Source organism: Saliterribacillus persicus (assembly GCF_003337485.1).
GTDB classification, from domain to species: Bacteria; Bacillota; Bacilli; order Bacillales; family Amphibacillaceae; genus Saliterribacillus; species Saliterribacillus persicus.
The window spans coordinates 91,785-117,066 of sequence record NZ_QPJJ01000012.1; the positions used below are offsets into that span (position 1 = coordinate 91,785).

At 34.1% G+C, this 25,282-nt stretch carries 27 protein-coding genes and 1 other RNA gene; 25 read left to right on the forward strand and 3 right to left on the reverse strand.

Annotated elements, in window-relative coordinates; all coding sequences use genetic code 11:
• Window positions 1–39: 39 nt before the first annotated feature.
• The 18 genes from lhaT (at window position 40) to nth (ending at window position 16,198) form a co-directional block, all read left to right on the forward strand.
• Window positions 40–636 carry a lipoprotein heptaprenylglyceryl N-acetyltransferase LhaT gene (lhaT, locus tag DFR57_RS13870; protein WP_114353809.1) on the forward strand — a complete coding sequence of 199 codons (597 nt, stop codon included), beginning with the start codon at window positions 40–42 and terminating at the stop codon, window positions 634–636.
• Between the two features lie 87 nt (window positions 637–723).
• On the forward strand, window positions 724–1,401 hold the full coding sequence (locus tag DFR57_RS13875) for a zinc metallopeptidase (RefSeq protein WP_114353810.1): 678 nt from the start codon (window positions 724–726) through the stop codon (window positions 1,399–1,401).
• 184 nt (window positions 1,402–1,585) lie between these two features.
• Complete coding sequence (locus DFR57_RS13880; protein ID WP_114353811.1) at window positions 1,586–1,936, forward strand: nucleotide pyrophosphohydrolase; 351 nt, start codon at window positions 1,586–1,588, stop codon at window positions 1,934–1,936.
• Window positions 1,929–2,729 carry a 4-hydroxy-tetrahydrodipicolinate reductase gene (dapB, locus tag DFR57_RS13885; protein ID WP_114353812.1) on the forward strand — a complete coding sequence of 267 codons (801 nt, stop codon included), beginning with the start codon at window positions 1,929–1,931 and terminating at the stop codon, window positions 2,727–2,729. Before DFR57_RS13880 ends, dapB begins: the two co-directional genes overlap by 8 nt.
• Window positions 2,730–2,742: 13 nt before the next feature.
• Window positions 2,743–3,147 (forward strand): methylglyoxal synthase, encoded by a 405-nt coding sequence (mgsA, locus tag DFR57_RS13890; protein WP_114353813.1) that lies wholly within the window; start codon window positions 2,743–2,745, stop codon window positions 3,145–3,147.
• A 37-nt stretch (window positions 3,148–3,184) separates the two neighbouring features.
• On the forward strand, window positions 3,185–4,321 hold the full coding sequence (gene bshA / locus DFR57_RS13895; protein ID WP_114353814.1) for an N-acetyl-alpha-D-glucosaminyl L-malate synthase BshA: 1,137 nt from the start codon (window positions 3,185–3,187) through the stop codon (window positions 4,319–4,321).
• Window positions 4,314–5,501 carry a CCA tRNA nucleotidyltransferase gene (locus tag DFR57_RS13900; RefSeq protein ID WP_170132989.1) on the forward strand — a complete coding sequence of 396 codons (1,188 nt, stop codon included), beginning with the start codon at window positions 4,314–4,316 and terminating at the stop codon, window positions 5,499–5,501. The genes bshA and DFR57_RS13900 overlap by 8 nt, the downstream gene beginning before the upstream one ends.
• A complete protein-coding gene (locus tag DFR57_RS13905) occupies window positions 5,488–6,462 on the forward strand; it encodes a biotin--[acetyl-CoA-carboxylase] ligase (protein ID WP_114353816.1) in 975 nt (324 codons plus the stop codon). Before DFR57_RS13900 ends, DFR57_RS13905 begins: the two co-directional genes overlap by 14 nt.
• 12 nt (window positions 6,463–6,474) lie before the next feature.
• A complete protein-coding gene (panB, locus tag DFR57_RS13910; protein WP_114353817.1) occupies window positions 6,475–7,311 on the forward strand; it encodes a 3-methyl-2-oxobutanoate hydroxymethyltransferase in 837 nt (278 codons plus the stop codon).
• Between the two features lie 2 nt (window positions 7,312–7,313).
• Window positions 7,314–8,186 (forward strand): pantoate--beta-alanine ligase, encoded by an 873-nt coding sequence (gene panC / locus DFR57_RS13915; protein ID WP_114353818.1) that lies wholly within the window; start codon window positions 7,314–7,316, stop codon window positions 8,184–8,186.
• 13 nt (window positions 8,187–8,199) lie between these two features.
• Window positions 8,200–8,586: an aspartate 1-decarboxylase gene (gene panD / locus DFR57_RS13920; protein WP_114353819.1), complete on the forward strand. Its 387-nt coding sequence runs from the start codon at window positions 8,200–8,202 to the stop codon at window positions 8,584–8,586.
• A gap of 147 nt (window positions 8,587–8,733) precedes the next feature.
• On the forward strand, window positions 8,734–11,472 hold the full coding sequence (dinG, locus tag DFR57_RS13925; RefSeq protein ID WP_114353820.1) for an ATP-dependent DNA helicase DinG: 2,739 nt from the start codon (window positions 8,734–8,736) through the stop codon (window positions 11,470–11,472).
• A gap of 119 nt (window positions 11,473–11,591) precedes the next feature.
• On the forward strand, window positions 11,592–11,765 hold the full coding sequence (locus DFR57_RS13930) for a YpmA family protein (protein ID WP_114353821.1): 174 nt from the start codon (window positions 11,592–11,594) through the stop codon (window positions 11,763–11,765).
• The gene (locus DFR57_RS13935) at window positions 11,731–12,258 is read left to right on the forward strand and encodes a hypothetical protein (protein WP_114353822.1); all 528 of its coding nucleotides are present in this window, start codon (window positions 11,731–11,733) and stop codon (window positions 12,256–12,258) included. The genes DFR57_RS13930 and DFR57_RS13935 overlap by 35 nt, the downstream gene beginning before the upstream one ends.
• Before the next feature lie 17 nt (window positions 12,259–12,275).
• Window positions 12,276–13,460 (forward strand): pyridoxal phosphate-dependent aminotransferase, encoded by a 1,185-nt coding sequence (locus DFR57_RS13940; RefSeq protein ID WP_114353823.1) that lies wholly within the window; start codon window positions 12,276–12,278, stop codon window positions 13,458–13,460.
• 26 nt (window positions 13,461–13,486) lie between these two features.
• On the forward strand, window positions 13,487–14,779 hold the full coding sequence (gene asnS / locus DFR57_RS13945) for an asparagine--tRNA ligase (protein ID WP_114353824.1): 1,293 nt from the start codon (window positions 13,487–13,489) through the stop codon (window positions 14,777–14,779).
• A 74-nt stretch (window positions 14,780–14,853) separates the two neighbouring features.
• Window positions 14,854–15,531: a DnaD domain-containing protein gene (locus DFR57_RS13950; RefSeq protein WP_114353825.1), complete on the forward strand. Its 678-nt coding sequence runs from the start codon at window positions 14,854–14,856 to the stop codon at window positions 15,529–15,531.
• 16 nt (window positions 15,532–15,547) lie between these two features.
• Window positions 15,548–16,198: an endonuclease III gene (nth, locus tag DFR57_RS13955; RefSeq protein ID WP_114353826.1), complete on the forward strand. Its 651-nt coding sequence runs from the start codon at window positions 15,548–15,550 to the stop codon at window positions 16,196–16,198.
• 93 nt (window positions 16,199–16,291) lie between these two features.
• Here the strand turns inward: nth and DFR57_RS13960 are convergent, their stop codons facing one another.
• The 3 genes from DFR57_RS13960 to DFR57_RS18385 all read right to left on the reverse strand — a co-directional run bounded on the left by DFR57_RS13960 (window position 16,292) and on the right by DFR57_RS18385 (window position 20,161).
• Entirely contained in the window at window positions 16,292–19,057 is a 2,766-nt protein-coding gene (locus DFR57_RS13960; RefSeq protein WP_114353827.1) for a transglycosylase domain-containing protein, read from the reverse strand.
• Window positions 19,050–19,664: a Holliday junction resolvase RecU gene (gene recU / locus DFR57_RS13965; protein ID WP_114353828.1), complete on the reverse strand. Its 615-nt coding sequence runs from the start codon at window positions 19,662–19,664 to the stop codon at window positions 19,050–19,052. Before recU ends, DFR57_RS13960 begins: the two co-directional genes overlap by 8 nt.
• Window positions 19,665–20,044: 380 nt before the next feature.
• Window positions 20,045–20,161, reverse strand: a complete 117-nt coding sequence (locus tag DFR57_RS18385) for a spore protein (protein WP_245937477.1) — start codon at window positions 20,159–20,161, stop codon at window positions 20,045–20,047.
• Between the two features lie 117 nt (window positions 20,162–20,278).
• Between DFR57_RS18385 and DFR57_RS13970 the strand changes: the two genes are divergently transcribed.
• From DFR57_RS13970 to DFR57_RS14000, 7 genes are all read left to right on the forward strand, one after another.
• Window positions 20,279–20,641, forward strand: a complete 363-nt coding sequence (locus DFR57_RS13970; RefSeq protein ID WP_114353829.1) for a DUF1798 family protein — start codon at window positions 20,279–20,281, stop codon at window positions 20,639–20,641.
• Between the two features lie 14 nt (window positions 20,642–20,655).
• Window positions 20,656–21,051, forward strand: coding sequence for a cytidine deaminase (locus DFR57_RS13975; RefSeq protein ID WP_114353830.1), 396 nt, complete (start codon window positions 20,656–20,658; stop codon window positions 21,049–21,051).
• Window positions 21,052–21,105: 54 nt separating this feature from the next.
• Window positions 21,106–21,663: an SLOG family protein gene (locus DFR57_RS13980; protein WP_114353831.1), complete on the forward strand. Its 558-nt coding sequence runs from the start codon at window positions 21,106–21,108 to the stop codon at window positions 21,661–21,663.
• 69 nt (window positions 21,664–21,732) lie between these two features.
• Window positions 21,733–22,026: a cell division regulator GpsB gene (gene gpsB, locus DFR57_RS13985; RefSeq protein WP_114353832.1), complete on the forward strand. Its 294-nt coding sequence runs from the start codon at window positions 21,733–21,735 to the stop codon at window positions 22,024–22,026.
• Between the two features lie 83 nt (window positions 22,027–22,109).
• Window positions 22,110–22,500, forward strand: an RNA gene (gene rnpB, locus DFR57_RS13990) — RNase P RNA component class B.
• Window positions 22,501–22,611: 111 nt separating this feature from the next.
• Window positions 22,612–23,748: a THUMP domain-containing class I SAM-dependent RNA methyltransferase gene (locus DFR57_RS13995; RefSeq protein ID WP_114353833.1), complete on the forward strand. Its 1,137-nt coding sequence runs from the start codon at window positions 22,612–22,614 to the stop codon at window positions 23,746–23,748.
• Window positions 23,749–23,763: 15 nt separating this feature from the next.
• Window positions 23,764–25,263, forward strand: a complete 1,500-nt coding sequence (locus DFR57_RS14000) for a carboxypeptidase M32 (RefSeq protein ID WP_114353834.1) — start codon at window positions 23,764–23,766, stop codon at window positions 25,261–25,263.
• Window positions 25,264–25,282 lie beyond the last annotated feature (19 nt).

Below are 25,282 nucleotides of genomic sequence, written 5' to 3' on the forward strand. Positions count from 1 at the left end.
CTCTCGCACACTTTTGCGAGAGCTTTTTAAAAGGGAAGAATGAATATGATTAAATTTATGTTGTTTGATCGTAAATTTATTTTTTTATTGTTTATTATAAATCTACTCGGGACAATCTATGGGTACTACTGGTATAAAAGTCAACTTGAAGTGACACCGATTCATTTTTTGCCATTTGTACCAGATAGTCCTACAGCAAGCCTATTTTTCACAATTTTTTTGTTCCTGTTTTTAATTAAGAAGCAAAGTCCAACAATCGAGGCATTGGCATTTGTTTCATTAGTAAAATACGGTATTTGGGCAGTTATGATGAATTTACTTACCCTGATCGTTGACGGCACCTTGTCGTGGACTGGTTACATGCTGATGGCATCTCATTTTGCAATGGCTCTTCAAGCAGTATTATATGCACCTTTAATGCGCATAAAATTAAAACATCTTACCATTGCGAGTATATGGATATTACATAATGAAATAATTGATTACGTTTTTGATATGATGCCCACATATTCCAAATTAGCCCTTTATCAAGATGAAATTGGATATGTCACTTTTTGGCTAAGTATTTTTACCATTCTTCTTGCATACAAAATATTAATTTCCAATCAGCAACTCAGTTTATCTAAAACACGATGAGAAACAGTTTTATTGACACAAACAGTGTTTTTGACTAAAATTGACCATATAGAATTACACGCAAGACATACAACTGGAGGAATGAGAATGATAGGCTATCTCGTTTATTTTGCAATTCTTATGCTCGTACCTTTTTTGGCGCAATCAAAAGTGAAAAAAACCTATAAAAAATATTCAAAAATAATGAATGCATCAATGATGACTGGTGCACAGGTTGCTAGAAAAATACTAGATGATAATGGTCTTTTTAATGTAAGTATTGAGGAAACAAAAGGAATGTTGTCAGACCATTATGATCCACGAAAAAAAGTAGTGCGTCTTTCAAGTGCAAATTATCACGGATATTCTGCTGCAGCTGAAGCAATTGCAGCTCATGAGGTTGGACATGCTATTCAAGATGCAGAAGCCTATGCCTTTTTACGATTAAGGCATAAATTAGTTCCAATTGCGAGCCTTGGAGATAAAATGGCATTTGTATTCATTATTGCTGGTATGATTATGGGTGCGATGAATTTAGTTTTAGCAGGTGTTATTTTCATGTCATTTGCCGTATTATTCCAACTGGTAACACTACCTGTTGAATTTGATGCATCAAATCGAGCAATGACTCAGCTTGTTTCAACTGGAATTATTAATAACAACGAGGAAAGACAAACGAAGAAGGTTCTAAATGCCGCAGCCCTTACGTATGTTGCTGCAGCACTCGTAGCGCTTGCAGAATTAATTCGATTTGCTTCGATGTTTTTCTTACAGGGTGACGAATAGTTTTTACAACTAACAACTCATCGTTTGATGCTTTATGATAGAAGGAATATTCGGTGTGAGCTAACAAAAATTAGCTCACACTTTTTTACTATATAAAATGGGTTCACATTATTAAAGTTAAAATGTTGTCAAAAGTCTTACTTTTAGCTAACATTAAAAATAATAACTTATTTGGAGTGTTTACATGGAACAAAACCAAACCACAGATGATATGCAGAAAAGGGTCGACAATTTTATTTCGCAATTTGAAGAAGGTTACTTTTCTCCTTTAAGCATGCTGGCAAGGTTTACAGAAGAAATAGGAGAGCTTGCCCGGGAAGTTAACCATGTGTACGGAGAAAAACCTAAAAAGAAGGAAGAGAAAGAAAATACAATTGAAAATGAATTAGGAGATTTATTCTTTGTCTTGCTCTGTTTTTGCAACGAGCAAAATATAAATTTATCTGAAGCTTTTGATCAAACCATGAGTAAAATTGAATCTCGTGACAAAAACCGTTGGACAAAGAAAAATAATGAGGAGGATTTTCATGAATAAAATAAAGGTAATTGTAGCTGGAGCTAGAGGAAGAATGGGTAGTGAGGCAGTAAGAATGATTGAAAAAACAGATAATTTGGAATTGGTTGCTTGCTTAGAAAATAAGTATGATGGAAAAAAGATAAATGAATTTGATGCAGAAATTGATACTGAGGCTATTATTTATACGGACATAGATACTTGTTTCAAGAACGTTAAGGCCGATGTATTAGTTGATTTAACTATACCTGAGGTGGGGTATTTACATACAAAAACTGCAATTAATTATGGCATAAGACCAGTAGTAGGAACAACAGGTTTTACAGAGGATCAGCTAACAGAATTAACAGATTTAGCAGAGGAAAAAGGTATTGGTGTTATCATTGCCCCAAACTTTGCAATAGGTGCAGTATTAATGATGCAATTCTCAAAATGGGCAGCTAAATATTTCCCTGATGTTGAAATAATTGAAAAACATCACGATCAAAAATTGGATGCACCATCTGGAACTGCTGTTAAAACGGCATCACTGATTAAGGAAGTAAGAGAACAGAAGACGCAAGGACATCCAGATGAAAAAGAAACAATTCCAGGTGCAAGAGGTTCTGATGTAGATGGTATGCGTATCCATAGTGTTCGACTACCTGGTTTAGTAGCACATCAAGAAGTCATCTTTGGTTCTACCGGTGAAAATTTAACGATCAAGCATGATTCATTTCATCGTCAATCATTTATGACTGGTGTAAAATTAGCCGTTGAGCAAGTAATGAAAATTGATGTATTAGTTTATGGTCTTGAAAATATATTGGAATAGTGGGGGAAGAAAAATGAAAATTGCATTAATAGCACATGATGAGAAAAAAGATGATATGGTTAATTTTACAATTGCATATAGTAATATTTTAAAGCAGCATGAATTATTTGCTACTGGTACTACCGGTACACGTATTTCTGAAGCTACGGGCTTATCAATAGCACGATTTAAGTCAGGTCCGTTAGGTGGCGATCAACAAATCGGTGCTAAAATTGCTGAAAATGAAATGGATTTGATCATTTTCTTTAGAGATCCTCTGACGGCTCAGCCTCACGAACCTGATATTAGTGCATTGATGCGTTTGAGTGACGTTTATCAAATCCCACTTGTCACCAATACTGGCGGTGCAGAAGTAATGATTAGAGCATTAGATGCCGGATTTTTTGACTGGAGAAATATCGTGAAGGAAAAGAAATAGTAAAGGTAATTAAATAATAAAAGTTAGGATATTAATTATGATGAAAATTGGAATCACATGTTATCCATCTGTAGGTGGCTCTGGAATAATTGCTACAGAATTAGGGAAAATGTTAGCTGAAAAGGGACACGAAATCCATTTTATAACTTCAAGTGTTCCTTATCGCTTAGATCAAGTTTATCCGAATATATTTTTCCATGAAGTTGAATTAAATCATTATCCAGTTTTTCAATATCCTCCGTATGATCTAGCTTTAGCTAATAAGATGGCTGAGGTAATTGATACAGAAGAACTGGATATTCTACATGCCCATTATGCTATGCCACACGCAGTGTGTGCCATACTTGCGAAGGAAATGGCACAAAGAGACGTAAAGATCATTACGACGCTCCATGGTACGGATATTACCGTCTTAGGAATAGATTCAAGTCTTAAAAAAATGATCAAATATGGCATTGAAAAATCGGATGCTGTAACTGCCGTTTCACATAACTTAGTTAATCAAACAAAAGATATGCTAGATATAGAAAAACCAATGCACGTATTATATAACTTCATAAATGAAAATGATTATTTCCCACAACCGAATCAGCTATTACGAAATAAGTATCAAATAAAAGAGGATGAAAAAATATTAATACATGTTTCCAACTTCAGAAAAGTAAAACGAGTACAGGATGTAATATATGCTTTTGAAAAAATCAGAAGAAAAATCCCTGCTAAACTTTTCTTAGTAGGAGACGGCCCTGAATACTGTGAAATCCATATGCTAGTTAAAAAGCTGGGATTAATTGATGATGTTTTATTTTTAGGTAAACAAAAGAACATACCTGAATTATTATCGATTTCCGATATGAAATTACTTCTTTCAGAAAAAGAAAGCTTTGGACTCGTATTGTTAGAAGCAATGGCATGTGGGGTTCCTTGTATTGGTACAAATGCTGGTGGAATTCCTGAAGTGATAAAAGATAATGAAAATGGCTATATCGTTCCTGTGGGGGATATAGAGGCTACTGCTGATAAAGCAATTGAGTTATTGACAGATGAAAAAAAATGGAAGCAATTTTCTAAAGAAGCAATAAATCACGTGAAAACACAATTTAATTCTTCTGAAATATTAGCAGGATATGAGAATCTATATAAATCAGCAATAAGGAATGATAAACGTGCATAAGCAAATGTTTCATGATGCTTTTGAAGTGTTAGATATAATTAACGAGGCAGGACATGAAGCATTTATAGTTGGTGGTGCTGTCAGAGATTATTACCTTAACAGACAAATTGGTGATATTGATATAGCATCATCAGCAACACCTTCAGAGATTATCAAATTATTTAAAGATGTTATCCCTGTAGGAATTAAGCACGGTACTGTTATCGTGCGGTACAAAAAGAAGTCTTACGAGGTAACAACCTATCGCACTGAGACAGGCTATAGTGACTACAGGCATCCTGATAAGGTTGAGTTTGTTACAGACATACTAACAGATCTTTCAAGGCGAGATTTTACTATTAATGCCATGGCCATGGATAAGCATTTTAAAATAGAAGATCCATTTGAAGGTAAAAAAGATATAGAAAGAAGACTAATTAGAACTGTAAGAAATCCCTTTGAAAGATTTGAAGAAGATCCGCTTCGAATGATGCGTGGATTGCGATTTAGTAGTCAATTAAACTTTAAAATGGATATCGAATGCACAGAAGCAATACATTCTTTGCATCCGGCTATAGAGTATATTGCGGTGGAAAGAATCGCGGTGGAATGGGAGAAAATGTTTAAAGGGGAGAATGTACAATATTCTCTTCGATTATTGTTTCAAACCAATTTAGTGAATTGCCTGCCGCTCATCAAAGAAAGCAAGCAATTAAAGCGCTCATTATTGAAGCATCAAGCCAGATTGTTTAGCATGGCTGAAATTGTTACTACCTTCTACTTGTATGATTCTTCTATACATATAAACAAGTGGGCGAAAGAATGGAAGCTATCTAGCAAAGCGAAAAGAAACGCCATTATTTTAGCTGATCTAATAAATGATGTAGAAAGAAAAGAAGCTTTAGCTTGGATTATATATCGCCTTCCAAAGGAATTGATCAGTAGCTTCTGTCGAACTGGCGAATTATTTGTCGATCTACCAGCTAAAAATATGTTAAAATATCAAAAGAATAAATTACCAATATCAAACAGAAAAGAACTAGCTTTAAACGGAAATGATATCATCTCGACCTTTCCTGAAAGAAAACAAGGAAAATGGATCGATAGTCTGTTATTAGAAATTGAAAAAAAAGTAGTACTTGGTGAAATAGATAATACTAAGCTAGCTATAAAGGAGTGGTTATTGCATGAAAAAAAATAAAGAAAGACTGATTTCTTTATTAGCTAGCTCTAAAAATGCGTATATTTCTGGTGAAAATTTATCAGAAGAGCTCCAGGTAACAAGAACTTCCATATGGAAATACATAAAGGAACTAAAAGAAGAAGGTTATGAAATTGAAGCGATACGCAAAAAAGGATATATGCTGAAGCAAATCCCACTGCACCTTAGTGAATCTGTTTTAAAATGGGACTTGAAAACCGCCTTTATTGGACAAAATATCATATATAGGCCCGTGCTTTCTTCTACTCAAGACATGGCCCATGAGTTAGCTAGATCAGGTTGCGAAGCTGGAACACTTGTTATCGCTGATAAGCAAACGTCTGGTAGAGGAAGACTTAATAGGGAGTGGGAATCAAATCATAGTGGGGGAATTTGGATGAGTTTAGTACTCCGACCTGAAATAGCCCCTAACAATGCCCCACAGCTAACTTTATTATCAGCTGTTGCCGTTAGTAATGCGATAGAAAAATTATTAGCGATTGATGTACAAATCAAATGGCCAAATGATATTTTTCTTCACAATAAGAAATTAGCAGGCATTCTTACGGAGATGCAAGCGGAAGTTGATAAGATAAATTACTTGGTAATTGGTATAGGTATTAATGTGAATCAACAAATAGAAGTATTTGGTGAAGAGCTTCAATCAAAAGTTATCTCCTTAAAAGAACTTTTAGATCAAGAAATTGATCGTAAAACCTTTATTCACTGTATACTAGAAGAATTTGAATTACTTTATAATGACTACTTAGAGAATGGATTTAAACCGATTCAAAAAAGCTGGGTAGATAAAGCGTACAAAATTGGTGAAGAAATATCACTTAAGACACCGAAAAAGAATTTTAAAGCTATTTTTGAAGGAATAGAGCATGATGGCAGCTTACTTGTAGAAAATTCAAATGGAGATATAGAGAAAATATATAGTGCTGAAATTGATTGGTAAGGAGCTATAGTAATGTTAACAACTGATAAAATTATCCAAATGAAAAATAATAGTGAAAAAATATCTATGGTTACTGCTTATGACTACCCATCAGCAAAACTGGTTGAAGAATCAAATATAGACATGATTTTAGTTGGAGATTCCTTGGGAATGGTGGTTCTAGGGTATAAAAGCACAGTAGAAGTAACACTAGATGACATGATCCACCACTCTAAAGCCGTTACAAGAGGTGCTCCTGAAACTTTTGTTATAGTTGATATGCCATTTATGTCTTATCATATATCAGAGGGAGATGCGATTACGAATGCAAGAGAATTATTTCAAAAAACAGGTGTACAAGCCATTAAAATAGAAGGGGCTTCTCCTTTGACCTTAAATATAATTAGACGTCTTACAGAGGCTGGTATTCCCGTTGTAGGGCATATCGGATTAACACCACAATCTGTAAATGTGTTAGGTGGATACAAAGTGCAAGGTAAAGATGCTGCTTCAGCAAATCGATTAGTAGAAGAAGCAGAGAAGTTAGAAAAAAGTGGAGTCATTTCTATTGTGCTGGAATGTGTTCCTGGACCTCTTGCCGAACATATCACTAAAAAACTAACCATTCCTACAATCGGAATAGGTGCTGGGGAATATTGCGATGGGCAAGTACTCGTTTACCACGATATACTTCAATATGGAATTGATCGAACACCTAAATTTGTAAAATCGTATGCAGATATGAATACCGTAATAAAAGATGCTGTGTCATCTTTTCATAAAGAAGTAAAAGAAAAGACTTTTCCTAAGGAAGAGCACACCTTTAAAATAGATGATGATGTGATTAATCATTTGTATTCGGGGGAATAAAAGTGAAAATTGTTCGTTCGATAAGTGAAATGGAAGCTTTAACAACACATTTAAAAGAGAAAGATAAACGGATTGGATTTGTGCCCACGATGGGATATTTACATGATGGCCACACACAACTTATAGACAAATGTAATGAAAAATCCGATGTAACCATTTTAAGTATTTTTGTGAACCCACTACAATTCGGTCCGAATGAGGACTTTGAAAGATATCCTAGAGATGAAAAAAGAGATATAGAAATTGCAAAACAGCATCAGGTTGATTATATTTTTATGCCATCCAAAGAAGAAATGTATCCAAACGAATCTTCTGTTAAATTGTACGTTAAAGACAGAGTAAATGTCCTTTGCGGGAAGAGTAGACTAGGACACTTTGATGGTGTAGCAACTGTATTAGCCAAATTATTTCACATTACTAAGTGTGACCTTGTCTTTTTCGGTTTAAAGGATGCACAACAAGTCGCAGTTGTTAAAGGTCTTATAGATGACATGAATTTTACAGTTGAATTGATTCCTGTGGAAACTGTCAGAGAAAAAAGCGGTTTAGCAAGAAGCAGTAGAAATGTCTATTTATCTGAACTCGAAAAAAATGAAGCAAGTGCAATTTTTGGATCCTTGAATTATGCAAAAAAATTAATGTTTGACGGTGAAAATAATCCTGTTATTATTAAAAGGAAAGTAACTGAATTTCTTGAGGCAAAAATAAAAGCGGATATTGAATATATTGAAATTTATAACTATCCAGCTCTTAAAGAGATCGAGGTAATAAATGAAAGAATTATTATTGCTATTGCCGTACAATATAAAAATGCCAGGCTAATAGATAATATAATTTTAGATAAAGATGGTAACCTGCCTCATTCTTTTATATAGGGGGAAAATGCAAATGATGCGTACTATGATGAAAGCAAAAATTCATCGCGCACGTGTAACAGAAGCGAATTTAAATTATGTTGGTAGTATAACGATTGATGAAGAAATTCTAGAAAAAATTGGTATCCTTCCACATGAAAAAGTACAAATAGTAAATAATAATAATGGTGCTCGGCTTGAGACCTATGTAATACCTGGTGAAAAAGGAAGCAAGGTTATCTGTTTAAATGGAGCAGCTGCAAGACTTGTACAACCAGATGACATTATTATCGTCGTATCTTATGGTATTTTAACAGAGGATGAGCTAGAGAACTTCCGACCAAAGGTTGCTATTATGAATCATGACAATGATATAGTGGAAATTTTAGATCAGGAACCACCACTAACAACGCACTCGTAAATGGAAACTCTTATCGCTATCATTAGATAAGAGTTTTTCTATGTACTATAGCATTTTTAATAGCACAAGGAAAAAGAGAAAATTTACCTTTTCGCACCTTGGATTATTTTAATATCTTTGTACGTAGCGCGTGGAAAGGAGTGAATAATGAGACGGTTTGTTGTAATCGACTTAGAAACAACTGGGCAATTACCTTCTAAAGGAGACCGAATTATAGAAATTGGAATTGTCGTTATTGAAAATAAAAAAATAATAAAAAAATATGCGCAGCTTATTAATCCGAAAAGAAATATTCCTGTATTTATCAGTCAACTAACAGGAATTGAGATGGAAGATACAATTAATGCTCCAGCATTTGAAGAAGTCGCAGAAGATATTTTAAAATTGATAGATAATAGTTACATTGTGGCACATAATATTCCATTTGATATCGGATTTTTAAATGCAGAGTTAAACCGACTAGGTTATGATTCCTTAAAAAACAAGATGATAGACACCGTGGAATTAGCCAGAATCGCATTACCAAAAGCAAATAGTTATAAATTAAATGAACTTGCTCATTTTTTAAATTTACGTCACGATGATCCACATCGTGCACTTTCTGATGCATGGATAACCGCAGATTTATTACTTTTTATTTTAAGAAAAATAGAGCGTTTACCGACGGAAATAATTAAAAAATTTCTACAAATTGAAAAATACTTTAAATCAGATATATTCGACATATTAGAAGATATAAGCGAGATTCAAAAGGATATAAATACTAATATTCTAATGGAACATCAAGATTTGATTATTCGTAAATTTAATCCATCCAAGCTCTCTAGCTCATTTATAAAAAATGATAATTTTCAAGATTTAGCTGATAACTTTTTTGATATTGAAGGTATGCTACATACAACCATTAACAATTATGAATTAAGAAAAGATCAAAAAGAGATGGCAGAGACAATCTATGACCATTTCCGATCAAAAAACCATGCTATTATAGAAGCGGATACTGGTATTGGGAAATCATTTGCCTATTTATTACCTGCAATTTATGAAAGTGTACAATTAAATGAACCGATTATTATTTCTACTCATACCACTCATCTGCAAACGCAATTATTGGATAATGAATTAGAAACACTGCACCACTTACTACCTAGTGCATTTTCAGCAGTATTAGTAAAAGGTAAAAACCACTACATTAGCTTAGCTAAAGTGGAGAAGTTTATTAAAGATCAAACAATCGTAAATTATCATGATAATCTTTTTAAAGGTATATTACTAATCTGGTTAACAGAAACAGATACTGGTGACTTAGATGAAATCCAAATCCCAAGAAAAGACTTCAAATTACTGCAAAAAGTAGTTACAAAGCACACAACTCATAACGAGTTATGGAGAGATATCGATTTTTATGAACGTAAAAAAGAATCCGCAAAAAAAGCGAATATCATCATCACAAATCACGCACTTTTATGTAAAAGTCTAAAAAATAAAGAGAGTATTTTACCTCAATTTCATAAAGTGATCATTGATGAAGCTCATCAATTTCAGCAAGTTGCCGCAAAGCATTTTGGTTTAGAGCTTGATTACACGGCTTTAATAACAGAATTGCAACAAATAAAATCTGACTTTCTAAAAATTATTTCTTCTCAATTTTTTAAAAATTGGGAGTTAAAATGGGAATTGTTGTTAGAAGAGTTTGATATCTTATTTAGAAATCTATATCGTTTCGTAGCAGAAGACAGCAATGCAAAGAAAAATAAAAGTGATATCGGAAGAATACAAAAAATTTGGGTAGAACAAGATTTAAACAACGAAACGGTGTTAATCAAGGAAATAGTTAATAGGATTATGTTTGAATTACTGGATATGCTTGCTATTAAAACGACTGCAGAGCAATTAAAAGACCAAGCTAAGGAAGAGAAACGAGATAGTAAACAAGCAATCCTTTTTCAACAAATCGAGGCTCTAAAAAATAATTTTCAACAGATGTTATTAAAGGGAGATTCCAATAGTATTACATGGGTTGAAATCGACCCACATGGTGCACAAAACGCAGCTTATTTATATAGCGAGCCTATAGACGTTTCTAAACACTTGTATAAAGAATTGTTTAACACAGATAAAACTGCAGTTTTAACTAGTGCTACTTTATCCATTCGAAATAATTTTGATTATTTAAAACAGCATTTAGGTCTTGCAAAAGAGACCGATACGTATCAATTCTATGCATCGTTTGATTATGAAAAACAAGTACAATTGATGGTGCCTAATGATTTTCCGACAATAAAATATTCAGATATGCAACCTTATACTTATGCAGTAGCAGAAGCAATCGAATCATTAGCTTTAATCTCTGGAGGAAGAATGCTTGTCTTATTTACTTCATATGAGATGTTAAAGCAGTGCTATTATATTTTACGTGAAATAGAAAGTTTAGAGCAATACATCGTGATAGGACAGGGTATTTCAAGTGGTAGTAGAGATCGTTTACGGAAGAACTTTCAATCCTTTGATAAAGCCATCTTACTGGGAACAAATTCTTTTTGGGAAGGCGTGGATATTCCAGGGGATGATCTAAGATGTATCGTAATTGCTAAGCTACCATTTCAGGCGTTTAATCATCCTTTGTATGATGCAAAAGCGACCTATCTAAAAAGTAGAGGGGAGAATCCTTTTACGAGTTTATCATTACCAGATGCTGTCCTTCGCTTTCGACAAGGCTTTGGTCGCCTAATTCGAAAGCAAACAGATAAAGGTATTATCTTTGTCTGTGATGATAGAATAATGAATAAATCTTATGGAAAAGACTTTTTACGATCTATTCCAAAAGTAAAAGTTTTGCATGCTTCTCTTCGCAAACTGATTGATGAAGCAGACGAATGGTTATAATGGATTCGACAAATTTTTAAAAGTTTTTCAGATATCTATGGTTATTAGTTGAAAAATTAGCTCGACTCAATCAAAATATAAAAGTAGACGAATACAAAGAAAATAATGGAGGTGCAGTTTTGAACCCATCACAATTAAAAACATTATCTACTGTAACCGTAAAATATTCAGAGGACTTATATAAGATCGTTGATAGTTTGAATCGCACTTTGAAGGATGATGACCTTATGTTTGGTTTATCATTAAATGAGGATAACAATGAAGAAGCAATCTTCACGATTTACCGTACCTAATAAGCTTTTTTTATTTGTTACTATTTTGAGTGTTATCACTATCAGCATTATAAGTTACAGTGTGCATCTTTATCAAGAAGTTGTCAGTGATAGAGATTTGGATTTGAATGAAGTAGAAGCGTACGTCAAAGAGGAGTCAGCTATCGTCCAGATTTCAGAAATAGACCGATATCACGGTGATATGCTTTTCCATGCTGTGAAGGGAAAAACAGAAGATGGAAAGGAATTGTTAGTTTTCTTCTATGAAGAAGATGATGTTAAAGAGATAATTACGTATGAAATGGATAATTTAATGTCGAAAGAAGAAATAATGAATAATTGGTCTAGTACTTGCGATGGTTGCGAATTATTAGGTTCATCATTTGGAATGGACAATGAAGTTCCTGTGGTAGAAATCAAGTACATCGATCAAGAAGAAAGACTTGTTTATGAATATGTTCAATTAAGTAATGGAGAATCTTATACACTTAGATTAAAACAAGCAATCTACTAAAAGAAAGGTGATCAATAATGGAATTAGCGAAACGAGTAAAAACATTAACACCATCTTCAACATTAGCAATTACTGCAAAAGCAAAAGAATTACGACAAGCAGGTCATGATGTAATTGGATTAGGAGCTGGAGAACCAGATTTTAATACCCCAACTCACATCATAGAAGCAGCAACAAAAGCAATGAATGAGGGGTTCACGAAATATACGCCTTCTGGTGGGACAGTTGAACTTAAAGAAGCAATTAAAAATAAAATGAAAAAAGATCAAAATCTAGATTATTCACATGAAGAAATTATTGTTACAATTGGTGCGAAACATGCTTTGTATACTTTATTTCAAGTATTATTAAATCCCGGAGAAGAAGTAATTGTTCCTGCACCGTATTGGGTAAGTTACCCTGAGCAGGTTAAGCTAGCTGAAGGTACGCCTATTTTTGTAGGAGCTTTAGAAGAAAATGATTTTAAACTTACACCGGCACAATTAGAGGAATCAATTACAGATAAAACAAAAGCAGTTATTATTAATTCACCAAGTAACCCAACAGGTGTAATGTATACAAAGGATGAGTTAGAAGCACTAGGAGAAATTTGTTTAAAACATAATATACTAATCGTATCTGATGAAATTTATGAGAAATTAACGTATTCTGAAACACCACATATCTCTATTGCTGAAATTTCACAAAAATTAAAAGAGCAGACTATTATTATTAATGGTGTCTCAAAATCTCATTCGATGACAGGCTGGAGAATAGGTTATGCTATTGGTAAAAAAGAAATAATCAAAGCAATGACTAACCTTGCATCACATTCTACTTCTAACCCGACTTCTATGGCACAAGTTGCTGCAGAAGTAGCATACAATTCACCACAGGATGAAGTAGTTGTGATGAAAGAAGCATTCAAAGAGAGATTAATGAAGCTATATCAATGGATAACTAATATACCTGGTATCACTTGTGTTAAACCTAAGGGTGCTTTTTATCTATTTCCAAATGTCAGTGAAGCAGTTAAACTAAATGGTTTCGATAACGTTGACGACTGGGTTACGGCGCTATTGGAAGAAGAAAAAGTAGCATTAGTTCCTGGATCAGGCTTTGGCGCACCAGATAATGTTCGTCTATCCTACGCTATATCATTAGACCAATTAGAAGAAGCTGCTGTTCGAATCGAGAGATTTGTTAAAAATCATACTAAGTAAGTGAAGGTTTACGGAGGGAAGTCAAGATGAAAACAACCATTAATCATATAGATAAATATAATGGGAAAGAAGTAACGATTGGAGCTTGGTTAGCAAACAAGCGATCAAGTGGAAAAATAGCATTTTTGCAATTACGTGATGGAACAGGATTTATTCAAGGTGTTGTGGCAAAGGCAGATGTAACAGAAGAAATTTTTCAATTAGCTAAGTCATTAACACAAGAATCTTCTGTTTATATAACTGGAACTGTGGTGGAAGATTCACGTTCACCGTTAGGTTTTGAATTACAGGTCTCAAATATTGAACTTATCCATGAAGCTGTAGATTTTCCAATAACGCCGAAAGAACATGGCACAGAGTTTTTGATGGATCATAGACATTTATGGTTAAGATCAAAAAAACAACATGCTATCATGAAAATAAGAAATCAAATCATTCAAGCAACCTATGAATTCTTTCAAAAAGAAGGATTTTTGAAAATTGATCCACCCATTTTAACTGGATCAGCTGCAGAAGGTACTACTGAGCTCTTTCATACAAAGTATTTTGACGAAGAAGCTTATTTATCACAAAGTGGTCAGCTTTACATGGAAGCTGCTGCTATGGCCTTTGGAAAGGTATTTTCTTTCGGTCCAACTTTTCGCGCTGAAAAATCAAAAACGAGAAGACACCTTATCGAGTTCTGGATGATAGAGCCTGAAATGGCTTTTACAACCCATGAGGAGAGTCTATCTATTCAGGAAAACTATGTAAGTTATCTTGTGGAATCAGTTTTAGAAAATTGTGACTTGGAATTAACTATTTTAGAAAGAGATAAAGATATATTAAGGAAAATTAAAGCTCCTTTTGAAAGAATTAGTTATGATAAAGCAATTGATTTATTAAAAGAAAAAGGCTTTACAGATATTGAATGGGGAGAAGATTTCGGGGCACCGCATGAAACTGCGATAGCAGATCACTTCGATCGACCTGTATTTATTACACACTATCCTAAAGATATCAAAGCTTTTTACATGAAGCCTGATCCAAACCGTCCAGAAGTTGTCGAGTGTGCTGATTTAATCGCACCTGAGGGTTATGGCGAAATAATCGGAGGATCGGCGCGAATTGATGATTTAAATTTAATGCAAAAACGATACGAAGAGCATGCTTTAACTGGTGACGCTTATAAATGGTATCTTGAATTAAGAAAATATGGAAGTGTTCCACATGCAGGTTTTGGCTTAGGGCTAGAACGAACTGTTGCATGGATCAGCGGAGTTGAGCATGTTAGAGAAACAATCCCATTTCCACGTTTATTGAATAGGCTCTATCCTTAATAGCAAGATAATAATCCTTTGCGATATAAGCAAAGGATTATTTAATGTTATACTAAAAAAGAGGTGACTTCTAGATGAAAGAATTAAACATGCAGAAAATTTTTAATGATCAAATAAATGTACCAGCTTCTTTATTAAAAAATTATAAAAAGCTTCATATAACAGAAACGGAAGCAATGCTATTACTACACTTATATCGCATTCATTTAGAAGGCGATTTATTTCCTACGCCTGATAAACTTCAAAGTTTTTTAACCATTTCAAAAGAAGATTGCTCCAAAATACTTAGAAAATTAATACAAATGAGTTTATTAAGTATAGAGGAAGATAAAGAAAAAGATAAGGTGGAAGAATATTATTCTTTTGAACCTTTATGGCGAAAACTATACTTAGAAAAAGAAGAAAGTAAAAAAGAAGAAGTAGATCATTTTGGTGAAATTTTTCTTCGATATGAACAGGAATTTGGTAGACCACTTTCCCCATTTGAAATTGAAATGATAAACCTGTGGATTGATGAAGAAGAAATACCGAAAGAATTAATTTATGCAGCACTTCGTGAAGCGGTATTAATGGCAAAGATTAACATGAAATACATTGATCGAATTTTAAGAGATTGGAAACAAAAAGGAATAAAATCAGTTCATGATGCTCGTTTACAGGGGAAAAACTTCCATAGCCAAACAAATAATAACGAATCAAAAGATGAAGATATAAACACAAAAGAACTTTATTATAACTGGTTAGAAGAATAGAAGGGAATCTAATGAGATGCTAAACAAAACTCAAATTAGACAAGTATTAGATACAATGGAGGAAATGTTTCCAGATGCAGAGTGTGAACTAGTCCATAGAAACCCATTTGAATTATTAATAGCAGTCGTTTTATCTGCTCAATGCACAGATGCTTTGGTAAATAAAGTAACAAAGGATTTGTTCTTAAAGTATAAGGCACCGGAAGATTTTCTAGCCGTTCCTATTGAAGAATTACAAAATGATATTCGATCGATTGGATTGTATCGAAATAAAGCGAAGAATATTCAGAAATTATCAGCTGCATTAATAGAAAAATATGATGGAGAAGTACCACATAGCAAAATAGAGTTAGAAAGTTTAGCGGGTGTCGGTAGGAAGACCGCAAACGTTGTAACTTCAGTAGCATTTTCAGAACCTGCCATAGCAGTTGATACTCATGTGGAGCGAGTTTCCAAAAGATTAGGTATATGTAGATGGAAAGATTCTGTATTAGAAGTGGAAAATACATTGATGCGGAAGGTACCAAAAGAAGAGTGGAGTGAAACACACCATCGGATGATTTTTTTTGGTAGATACCATTGTAAAGCTAAAAATCCTCAATGTGGTATCTGCCCCTTATTAGATCTCTGTAGAGAAGGGAAAAAGCGTATAAAAAAACTTGCATAGAACCGATAGACAAACTATGCACAAATATATTGTATGAAAATTTAAAAATCCAGTACAGCTTTTATAAACTGTACTGGATTTTTTTATGTTTCTTTATTCCTCCGTCGCAGTGTCATCTTCTGTGGAGGTGTCTTCGCCGTCGTCTTGCTGTTGTTCTTCGTCTTGTTGTGGGTCTTGCTGTTCTTCGTCATCATTATTTTCGGTATCGTTATTTTCCTCATTTTGTTGTTCATTATTACCTTCTTCAGTTTCTTCTTCTTCAGCTTCAGCTGTTTCAAAAGAAATCGATGAACCTTCACCTCTAATTTCAGTGTCATTTCTAAAATACGGGGTGACAACTATTGTATAGGATCTTCCATTTTGCAATTGAGAAATATTAACACTTTTTTTATTTGTATTAAATTGGTCAATTTGACTGCCAGCTTCATTAACGGATACTTCAAATTCAACCGGTCCATCACCACCATAGCCCCAACTGATCAACACGCTATTTTCATTCTCGTTATAATCATGGGTTAGACTCTGAATAGCTTCAATTTCTTGCTCATCGTCTGGAATAGATACTTCAACTTGGCTAGCTTCACTTGTAAGAGAATCATTTTCTGTATTTACAACCACAACTTCAATTGTATATGTTTCACCAGCTTCTACATTTTCAATGGTTAACTCTTTATTTTCTGTTGTAGTAAGCTCACTCAAATTACCATTTGTACCCGCTGAAACTTTAAATGCTACATCTTCATCCTCTTCATAATTCCACTGAATTGCAATTAATTCCTCATCTTCAACATAAGAGGCTTCTAAGTTTTGAACAGGTTCAAGTTTATCAAATTTTTCAGAAGTATCATCAGGTTCGTTTCCTTTTACAAATAATTCTGTAACTATTTGAGAGCTAGGCGTATACTCACTAGGTCTTTTTGCAGGATTTGATCCTTTTTCAACTTCAAGTTCTACAACTGAGTCTGGTTGCGTAAAGTCTGCAGTTTCAATACCTTCTGAAATTTTTGTCATTGTTTCTTTAAAAATTCGTTGTGACACTTTTGTATCGGGAATTGCTTTTGTTGGATCATCATAACCAGTCCAAACTGCTATCGTAAAATTACTGGTATAGCCACTAAACCAAGAATCAGGGCTACCTGGTCCACTATCCATACTAGTTGTACCTGTTTTACCAGCCATAGGTAAATTACTTACATTTGCCATCGTTCCTGTACCTTCTTGTACCACACTTTTTAACATGTCTGTAATCATATAAGCTGTATAATCGCTCATTGCAGATACTGCTTCAGAAACAAGTTCCTCTGTGCGATTATCTGGGTATACAATTTCCTTAACAGAATATGGTTCGTGATAAACACCTTCATTTCCAAACGCTGCATAAGCACCAGCAAGCTGTAAGGAAGAAACACCATTTTGCGTTCCGCCAATTGCATCCCGAATTGTCATTTGATCGTCAGTGAAATCAATTCCCAATCCTTCTGCAAATGCTTGTGCATCGCTGTATCCAACTTCTTCCAACGTTTTTACAGCTGGGACGTTTAGCGATTGCTCAAGTGCATATCTTGCCGTTACCCAACCTTGAAAATCTTTATTCCAGTTTTTGATAGGAGTACTACCACCAACTTCATAAGCCTTATCATCATTTAACTGGTGATAAGTGGACCATTTTAGATATTCAATGGCAGGACCATATGCAGTGATTGGTTTGATAGTAGAACCCGGTTGTCTGTTTTCATTATCAATGGCATAGTTCCAACCATTGTTTCCACGATTCCGTCCTCCACCAATAGCTTTTATTGCTCCTGACTGTGTATCTACCACCGAAAGTCCGACTTGTAACTCATCATCTGGATAAGCGATTGGATTTTCTTCTGAATCACTTAATAGTAATTCCACATGTGTTTGTGCATCAGGATCAATTGTTGTATATACTTGAAGACTGTCTTTATAGATATCTGCACCAGTTTTTTCTCTCACTTCATCTTCTACTTGTTGGATAAAGGCTTCATATTTTATACCTTCTGGTTTACGGTTGGTAAGAAGAGAAGTCACATCAACGTTTCGAGCTTCTTCCGCTTCTTCTTCAGTGATTTTATTATGGTGGACCATTAAACTTAAAACAGTATTCATTCTCTCTTGAGCTAAATCAGGATTTTTAAATGGATCATACGCACTTGGACGCTGTGGCAACCCTGCAAGAAGTGCAGCTTCAGCAAGAGTTAAGTCATTTAAATTTGTCTTCCCAAAATAAATTTCAGATGCTTTAGCAACTCCATAAGCTCCAGAACCATAATAGATTTTGTTTAAATACATTTCCATTATTTCTTCTTTTGAATATTCCCGATCAAGTTTTAAAGCTAACCACTGTTCCTGTACTTTTCGCTTGATTTTTTTATCATTCGATAAGAAGGAACCTTTCACAACTTGTTGGGTAATGGTACTAGCTCCTTGAGAACCAAAGCCATCTTGGAAATTGGCGATTACAGCTGCACCAATTCTTCTAACGTCAATACCCATGTGATCGAAAAAGCGAGCATCCTCCGTAGCAATTACTGCATTTAAAAGGACAGGGGAGATTTCATTGTAATCAATTTGTGTCCTTTTCTCTGAGCCTAAATCAGCAAACACTTCGCCATTAATATCATATAGCTTTGTGGATGCTGGATCAGATAATAGGTCAGCATCTATATCTGGTGCCGTAGCAATAAAGTAACTAAAAACAACTCCTACACTTATGATTGAGATTAAAAAAACTAATAATGCTATACGCCATATTTTTTTCCATAAAGGTTTTTTCTGTTTCTTTTGTTCTTTTGCTTGTTTTCTTCTTGCTGTACGTGACTGATTATTATTAGCCATGTGTTGTTCCTCCGTTCTTCATACAAATCTTATCAATAATATCTAAATAATCTACTCTTGCTTGATATTTCATAGGAATAAGGTAGCCACTTTCTTCAAAAGCTTTAAGTGGAATTGATTTACGCCCGCCTTTATCTCTATCATCACAAAATTCAAATAGTTTAATAGACGGGAAGTAAAAGGTTTTTTGATGAGCTGTAAATCTGACTATTAAAAAGGCAATTCCACCATGCTCTGCCACTTGCTTCATATGATTAATTTGATGCTCATGAATATTATTTAGCGGGAAAGAAAGCTTATTTTTCGTTTCCTTAGCCTCAAAATCTATATAACGATTTCGGTATACTCCATTATAATCTGTTGTAGAAGCTTGTTTAAAATATGCTTCTTTGATTACTGCTGCACTTCGTTTAGGATAATCAACTTGAACAATTTGAACCGGTGTTGGTTTTTTATGAATAACTGCTCGATTAGATATTAAATAGAACTCATTTGTATCGTTTATGTCTTGTTCTAGAGTCATACCTCTATTACTGTAATGGGTACTAGAAGGATGACTATTTATACCTTGATTAGCCACTTTTCTCTTTCCATTTGGATACCGCATCTTCTACCTCCAACTTTCATGAATACACCAAATAATATCTATTATTCAAGTTATCGAGCTATGAACATAATAAGCGATGACTTGAAATGAAGCAATAGATATGTAAGCAACCTTAATATTCCAATTTAGCATAATCTCTAACTAAATTCTACTACAGTAATCAGAAAGATATACTTAATATAGTTCGAAGGTATGATTTGCTTTATAAGGGTTAGGCACAATAAACATCAGTTTTACTTCCATGAAAATATATACCTCAATAAAAGAATGTTAAGACGAATTTGGTATGAGCAAGAGGCATAACCGTAGAGGTACCACTAATTTTATAAGTAAAGCTTCTATTCCATTATATCGGAATAGAAGCTAAGTACGTTAAGATTTTAAGTCGAAGGTCTATTGGGACCATCTAATTTTTTATCAATTATAGTTTTTTCTTCTACTTTTTTAGAGTTAGACTTCGACTGCGCTTGTTTGTTTTCTTTATCATTTTTAGACATGTTATCCCTCCTTATGAATAGTGTCATCGAATAAAACATATTCATACATAAAATTTTAGTGAAATATTAGTCGAGATTTCTATTTCATGGTACATTATGTATATAAGGGGGGAGAACATGAGTTTATATGAGGATATTATTAAGTTAAATAGAACATTTAGTTCTCTAAAAGAACTGTATGAAAAAAGTGAAAAACCCCAAGATAAGAAAGACCCAGCTTTATTTTCTTATGTAAAACAACAAACCTTGCCAATCTTTAAAGATATTGATAATTGGAAAGAAAACGCATTAGAGTTTGTAAAACAGCGATCTGTTGCTGTTCACCCGCAACAAATTGAATCAACTGCTGAAAATCTAGAACTACTTTTAATGCACAGTTATTATATTGATGTGAAAAGAAAAAGATACATGGAATTGTACCAATCTATCGTATATGTCTTTGATTTACTATTAAAGGATTTAGAAAGTAATACTAAATAGAAGGGATGAATAGAATGGATAAAAATGAATTACTACAACTTGCAAAAGAGGCACGTGAATATGCTTATACACCATATTCAAAATTTCAAGTAGGAGCTGCCTTAGTAACTAAATCAGGAAAAATATATACGGGTTGTAATATCGAAAATGCTGCATACCCAGTAACACTTTGTGCAGAAAGAGTGGCGATTTTTAAGGCTATTTCTGAAGGTGAAACTGAATTTGAACAATTAGCTGTAGTCGCTGATACTAAACGCCCAGTTCCACCTTGTGGGTCTTGTAGACAAGTTATGAGTGAGTTTTTCAATCATGATATGGAAATATATGCGGGGAATCTGGGAACTGAAAAGAAAACAATTACAATGGAAGAATTACTTCCTTTTTCTTTTGAAGCAAGTGACATGGATTAAAAACCACTTTTCTAAAGATTGGAATTTTATAAATAATTAATGGAGCTTTGACATATGAAGGTAGCAACTCTAACAGGTAATAAACCAAACGAATTACAAATTAGTGGAGATAATGATCCTAAAATTCACTATTTAAAGATAGCGTTGGAAAAGAAAATTTTATCTTTGATTGATGAGGGATTAGAATGGTTAATTATCAGTGGTCAAATGGGAGTAGAATTATGGGCTGCTGAGGTGGTATTAGATTTAAAACAAGCATATGATATAAAACTTGGTATTTTTCCACCTTTCTTAGAATTTGAAAGTAGATGGCCTGAGTCCTATCAACAGAAATTTCTGAAGGTAAAAGAAGAAGCAGATTTTTACAAACCAATATTCGATTCCGCTTATAAGGGAAGCTTTCAATTTGCAAAAAGAGATCAATGGTTAATAGAAAAGAGCGACGGTTGTATAATTTTAGGTGACGAGGAATATCCTGGAAGTATGAAATTTTTTCTTTCTAAAATTAAAACTGCACAACAGAATTCTAATTACCAGCTCGCTTTTATAACACCTTTTGATTTAGAAGAAATAGTAAGGGAGGAACAGGAGAAAAAAGCTTTTGAAGACTAGTATTTGATTGACATTTTGAAACTACTTTGAAAAAATAGAAAAGTATAGTAAATGAAGAGGAGAATAAGAATGTCCAATCAACACAATTTAACAGGTAAGGATATTTTGGAGAAAAATTTTAAAACTGGTATGCGAGGTTACAATCAAGAAGAAGTAGATGAATTTTTAGATATCATTATTCAGGATTATGAATATTTCACACAAGAGCTAGAGCGACTAAGTAATGAGAACGACCGTTTGAAAAAACAGTCTGAAAACACACGCATCCGATCAACTACGTCTAACCATCAAGTTAATTATGATATTTTAAAGCGATTATCTAATTTAGAAAAAGCAGTATTTGGTAAAAAATTCGAGGAATAATTTACTTGTTCATTGGTAATAATGAAAGAGATTACCATTGACTATTTCTTACAGCATGTTAAAATAAATAGGCAAATAGAATGAATGTCGAAGTAATCGCTGCATAGATTATGATCTATTGTAGAGGAAAGTCCATGCTCACACATGTTGAGATGCATGTAGTGTTCGTGCTTAACGAAATCATAAGTTAAGGTAACTGTTTAGCAGTTAACGGCTGGTACCCTGCCTAAGTCTTAGGATATGGTAGGTTCACCTATAAAAGTGCCACAGTGACGAAGTCAAAATGGAAACATTTTGAGTGGAACGAGGTAAACCCCACGAGTGAGCAACCCAAATATTGGTAGGGGCATCTTCGATTAGGGAATTCAACCGAAAGAAGGACAAGTATTACTACTTGTAGACAGATGATTACTCCTTGCGTACAAGGCTGACCACCGCTCGTAGTACTAATAGGACAAAACATGGCTTACTGACATTCATTCGGTCGTCATTTGTATTTATATTTTCAACTAACCCTTACTAATGATGTTAGTAAGGGTTTTTTATAGCTTATTGTATTTGAAATTTTTGAAATGAGGGAAAATAATGGCCAGTTTCACATTAATTGCAACAGCGGCAATGGGCTTAGAGTCTATTGTAGCAAGAGAAGTTAAGGCTTTAGGTTACGAAGATGTCATTGTTGAAAATAGTCGCGTAATCTTTAAAGGCGATGAAAATGCTATCGCTAGATGTAACCTTTGGCTTCGAACAGCGGATAGAGTAAAACTTTTAGTAGGTGAATTTCAAGCAACTACTTTTGATGACCTTTTTGAACAAACCAAAGCTTTACCTTGGCATGAATTTATTGCAGAAGATGGTGCTTTTCCCGTGTCTGGTAAGTCGGTTAAATCCACACTATATAGTGTGCCTGATTGTCAGGCTATCGTGAAAAAGTCTATTGCTGAAAAACTCAAACAAAAACATGGTGTAGCTTCATGGCTAGCAGAAGACGGTGCATTACATAAAGTAGAAGTTGCCATTCTAAAAGATAAAGTCACTTTAACGTTAGATACTTCAGGCGTTGGGTTGCACAAGAGAGGATATCGTTTAGGCCAAGGGGATGCTCCATTAAAAGAGACGTTGGCTGCTGCATTAGTACAACTTACTAATTGGCATCCAGATCGACCGTTCTATGATCTCTTTTGTGGTTCAGGTACAATTCCTATCGAAGCTGCTTTAATTGGGCAAAATATTGCTCCTGGATTTAATCGAGCTTTTTCCTTTGAAGAATGGAATTTTATATCCCAAAAGACAATAGAAACGGCATTAGAAGAAGCAGAGGATCAAGCAAATTACGATCAAGTTCTCGATATACATGGTATGGATATTGATCATCGCATGATCAATATCTCTAAAGAAAATGCTACAGAAGCTGGACTTAGTGATCTCATTCAATGGAAACAAATGCAAGCAACCGACTTTCATCCAGAACAAGAAGGAGGCTATATTGTAAGCAATCCTCCTTATGGGGAACGACTAGGTGATAAAGAACAGGTTGAGCAAATATATAGAGAGTTCGGACAGGTTATGCAGCATCATCCAACTTGGAATGTATATGTATTAACAGCCAACGAACAATTCGAAAAAATATATGGAAAAAAAGCATCTAAAAAACGAAAATTATTTAATGGTTTTATTAAGGCAGATTACTATCAATACTTTGGCAGACGTCCAAATAAATGAATGGAAGATGATTTGATGCAAAATACTAATTTAGAGCAAGATTTTCTCCTTTTCTTAAAGGAAATACAAGGTTATAAAGAAGCATTAGCACTCATGGAATGGGATTCCCGTACGATTAGCCCTGCTAATGCTTTAGAATCAAAAGCAGATGTGATTGGCTTTTTTTCTACGAAAATTCATAAACTATCTACTTCAAAAAAAATGGGAGATTTTCTTAAAGAGTTAAAGGAAAAATCTAATAATGACTTACTCCAAGAAATTATTCGTGTCTGCGAGGAGGACTACTCACGTAGCAGCAAAATACCAGCTGAGGAATACCAAGAATTCGTTACATTGCAATCAAAAGCGGAAATTGCTTGGCAAGAAGCGAGAAATAAGAATGATTTTTCTATCCTTGCTCCATACTTACAAAAATTAGTTGACTTTAATAAGCAGTTTGCAAATTATTGGGGCTATGAAGATCAACCATATGATGCATTGTTGCATGAATTTGAGCCTGGAATGACGACAAAAAAATTAGATGCTATTTTTTCAAAGCTTAAAAAAGATTTAGTCGCTTTAATAACCGAAATCAAACATAGCACAAAGGATAATCACACATTTTCTTTAAACGAATCATTTGAGAAGAATGAACAGAACGACTTTATTGTCTATACTTTAAAGAAAATGGGGTACGACTTTAATAGAGGGCGAATCGATGAAACGATTCATCCTTTTGAAATCACAATCAATCCTGATGACGTGCGGATCACGACAAGATACGATGAATCTGATTTCAGAATGGCGCTATTTAGCACAATACATGAAGCAGGTCATGCTTTATATGAACAAAACATTGATAAGAAATATGCAAATACGCCAGTCTTTGATGGTGCCTCAATGGGAATTCATGAATCTCAATCTTTATTTTGGGAAAATTTCATTGGTAGACACCCGCTATTTTGGAAAAATAATCGTGATGATTTTTTACGAAATGCTCCTAAATCATTCAAAACAGTATCGTTTGACGATTTTTACAAACAAATTAATGAAGTAAAAGCTTCTTTCATTCGTATTGAAGCAGATGAATTAACATACTGTTTACATATTATTCTGCGCTATGAAATTGAAATAGCTCTTATTAACGAAGAACTTAAAGTAGAGGAAATACCAAAGCTATGGAACGATAAGATGGAAGCGTATCTTGGTATTCGTCCAAAGAACGACCTAGAGGGAGTTCTACAAGATATTCACTGGGCTACAGGAGACTTTGGCTATTTCCCAACGTACGCATTAGGTTATATGTATGCTGCGCAGTTATATCAAAAAGCGAGCGAAGAAATTAAGATCGAAGAGTTAATAGAAGAAAATGATTTAATTCAAATAAAAGCTTGGTTAAGTGAGAACGTACATCGGTTTGGTAGAAGTAAAAGGCCATTAGAATTGATTGAAGCAATAAGTGGTGAAGGTTTAAACCCTGACTATTTAACACAATATTTACGTGCTAAATACGGGGAATTGTATGGTCTTTCTTAATTTTCGTTAGCTACTCAAA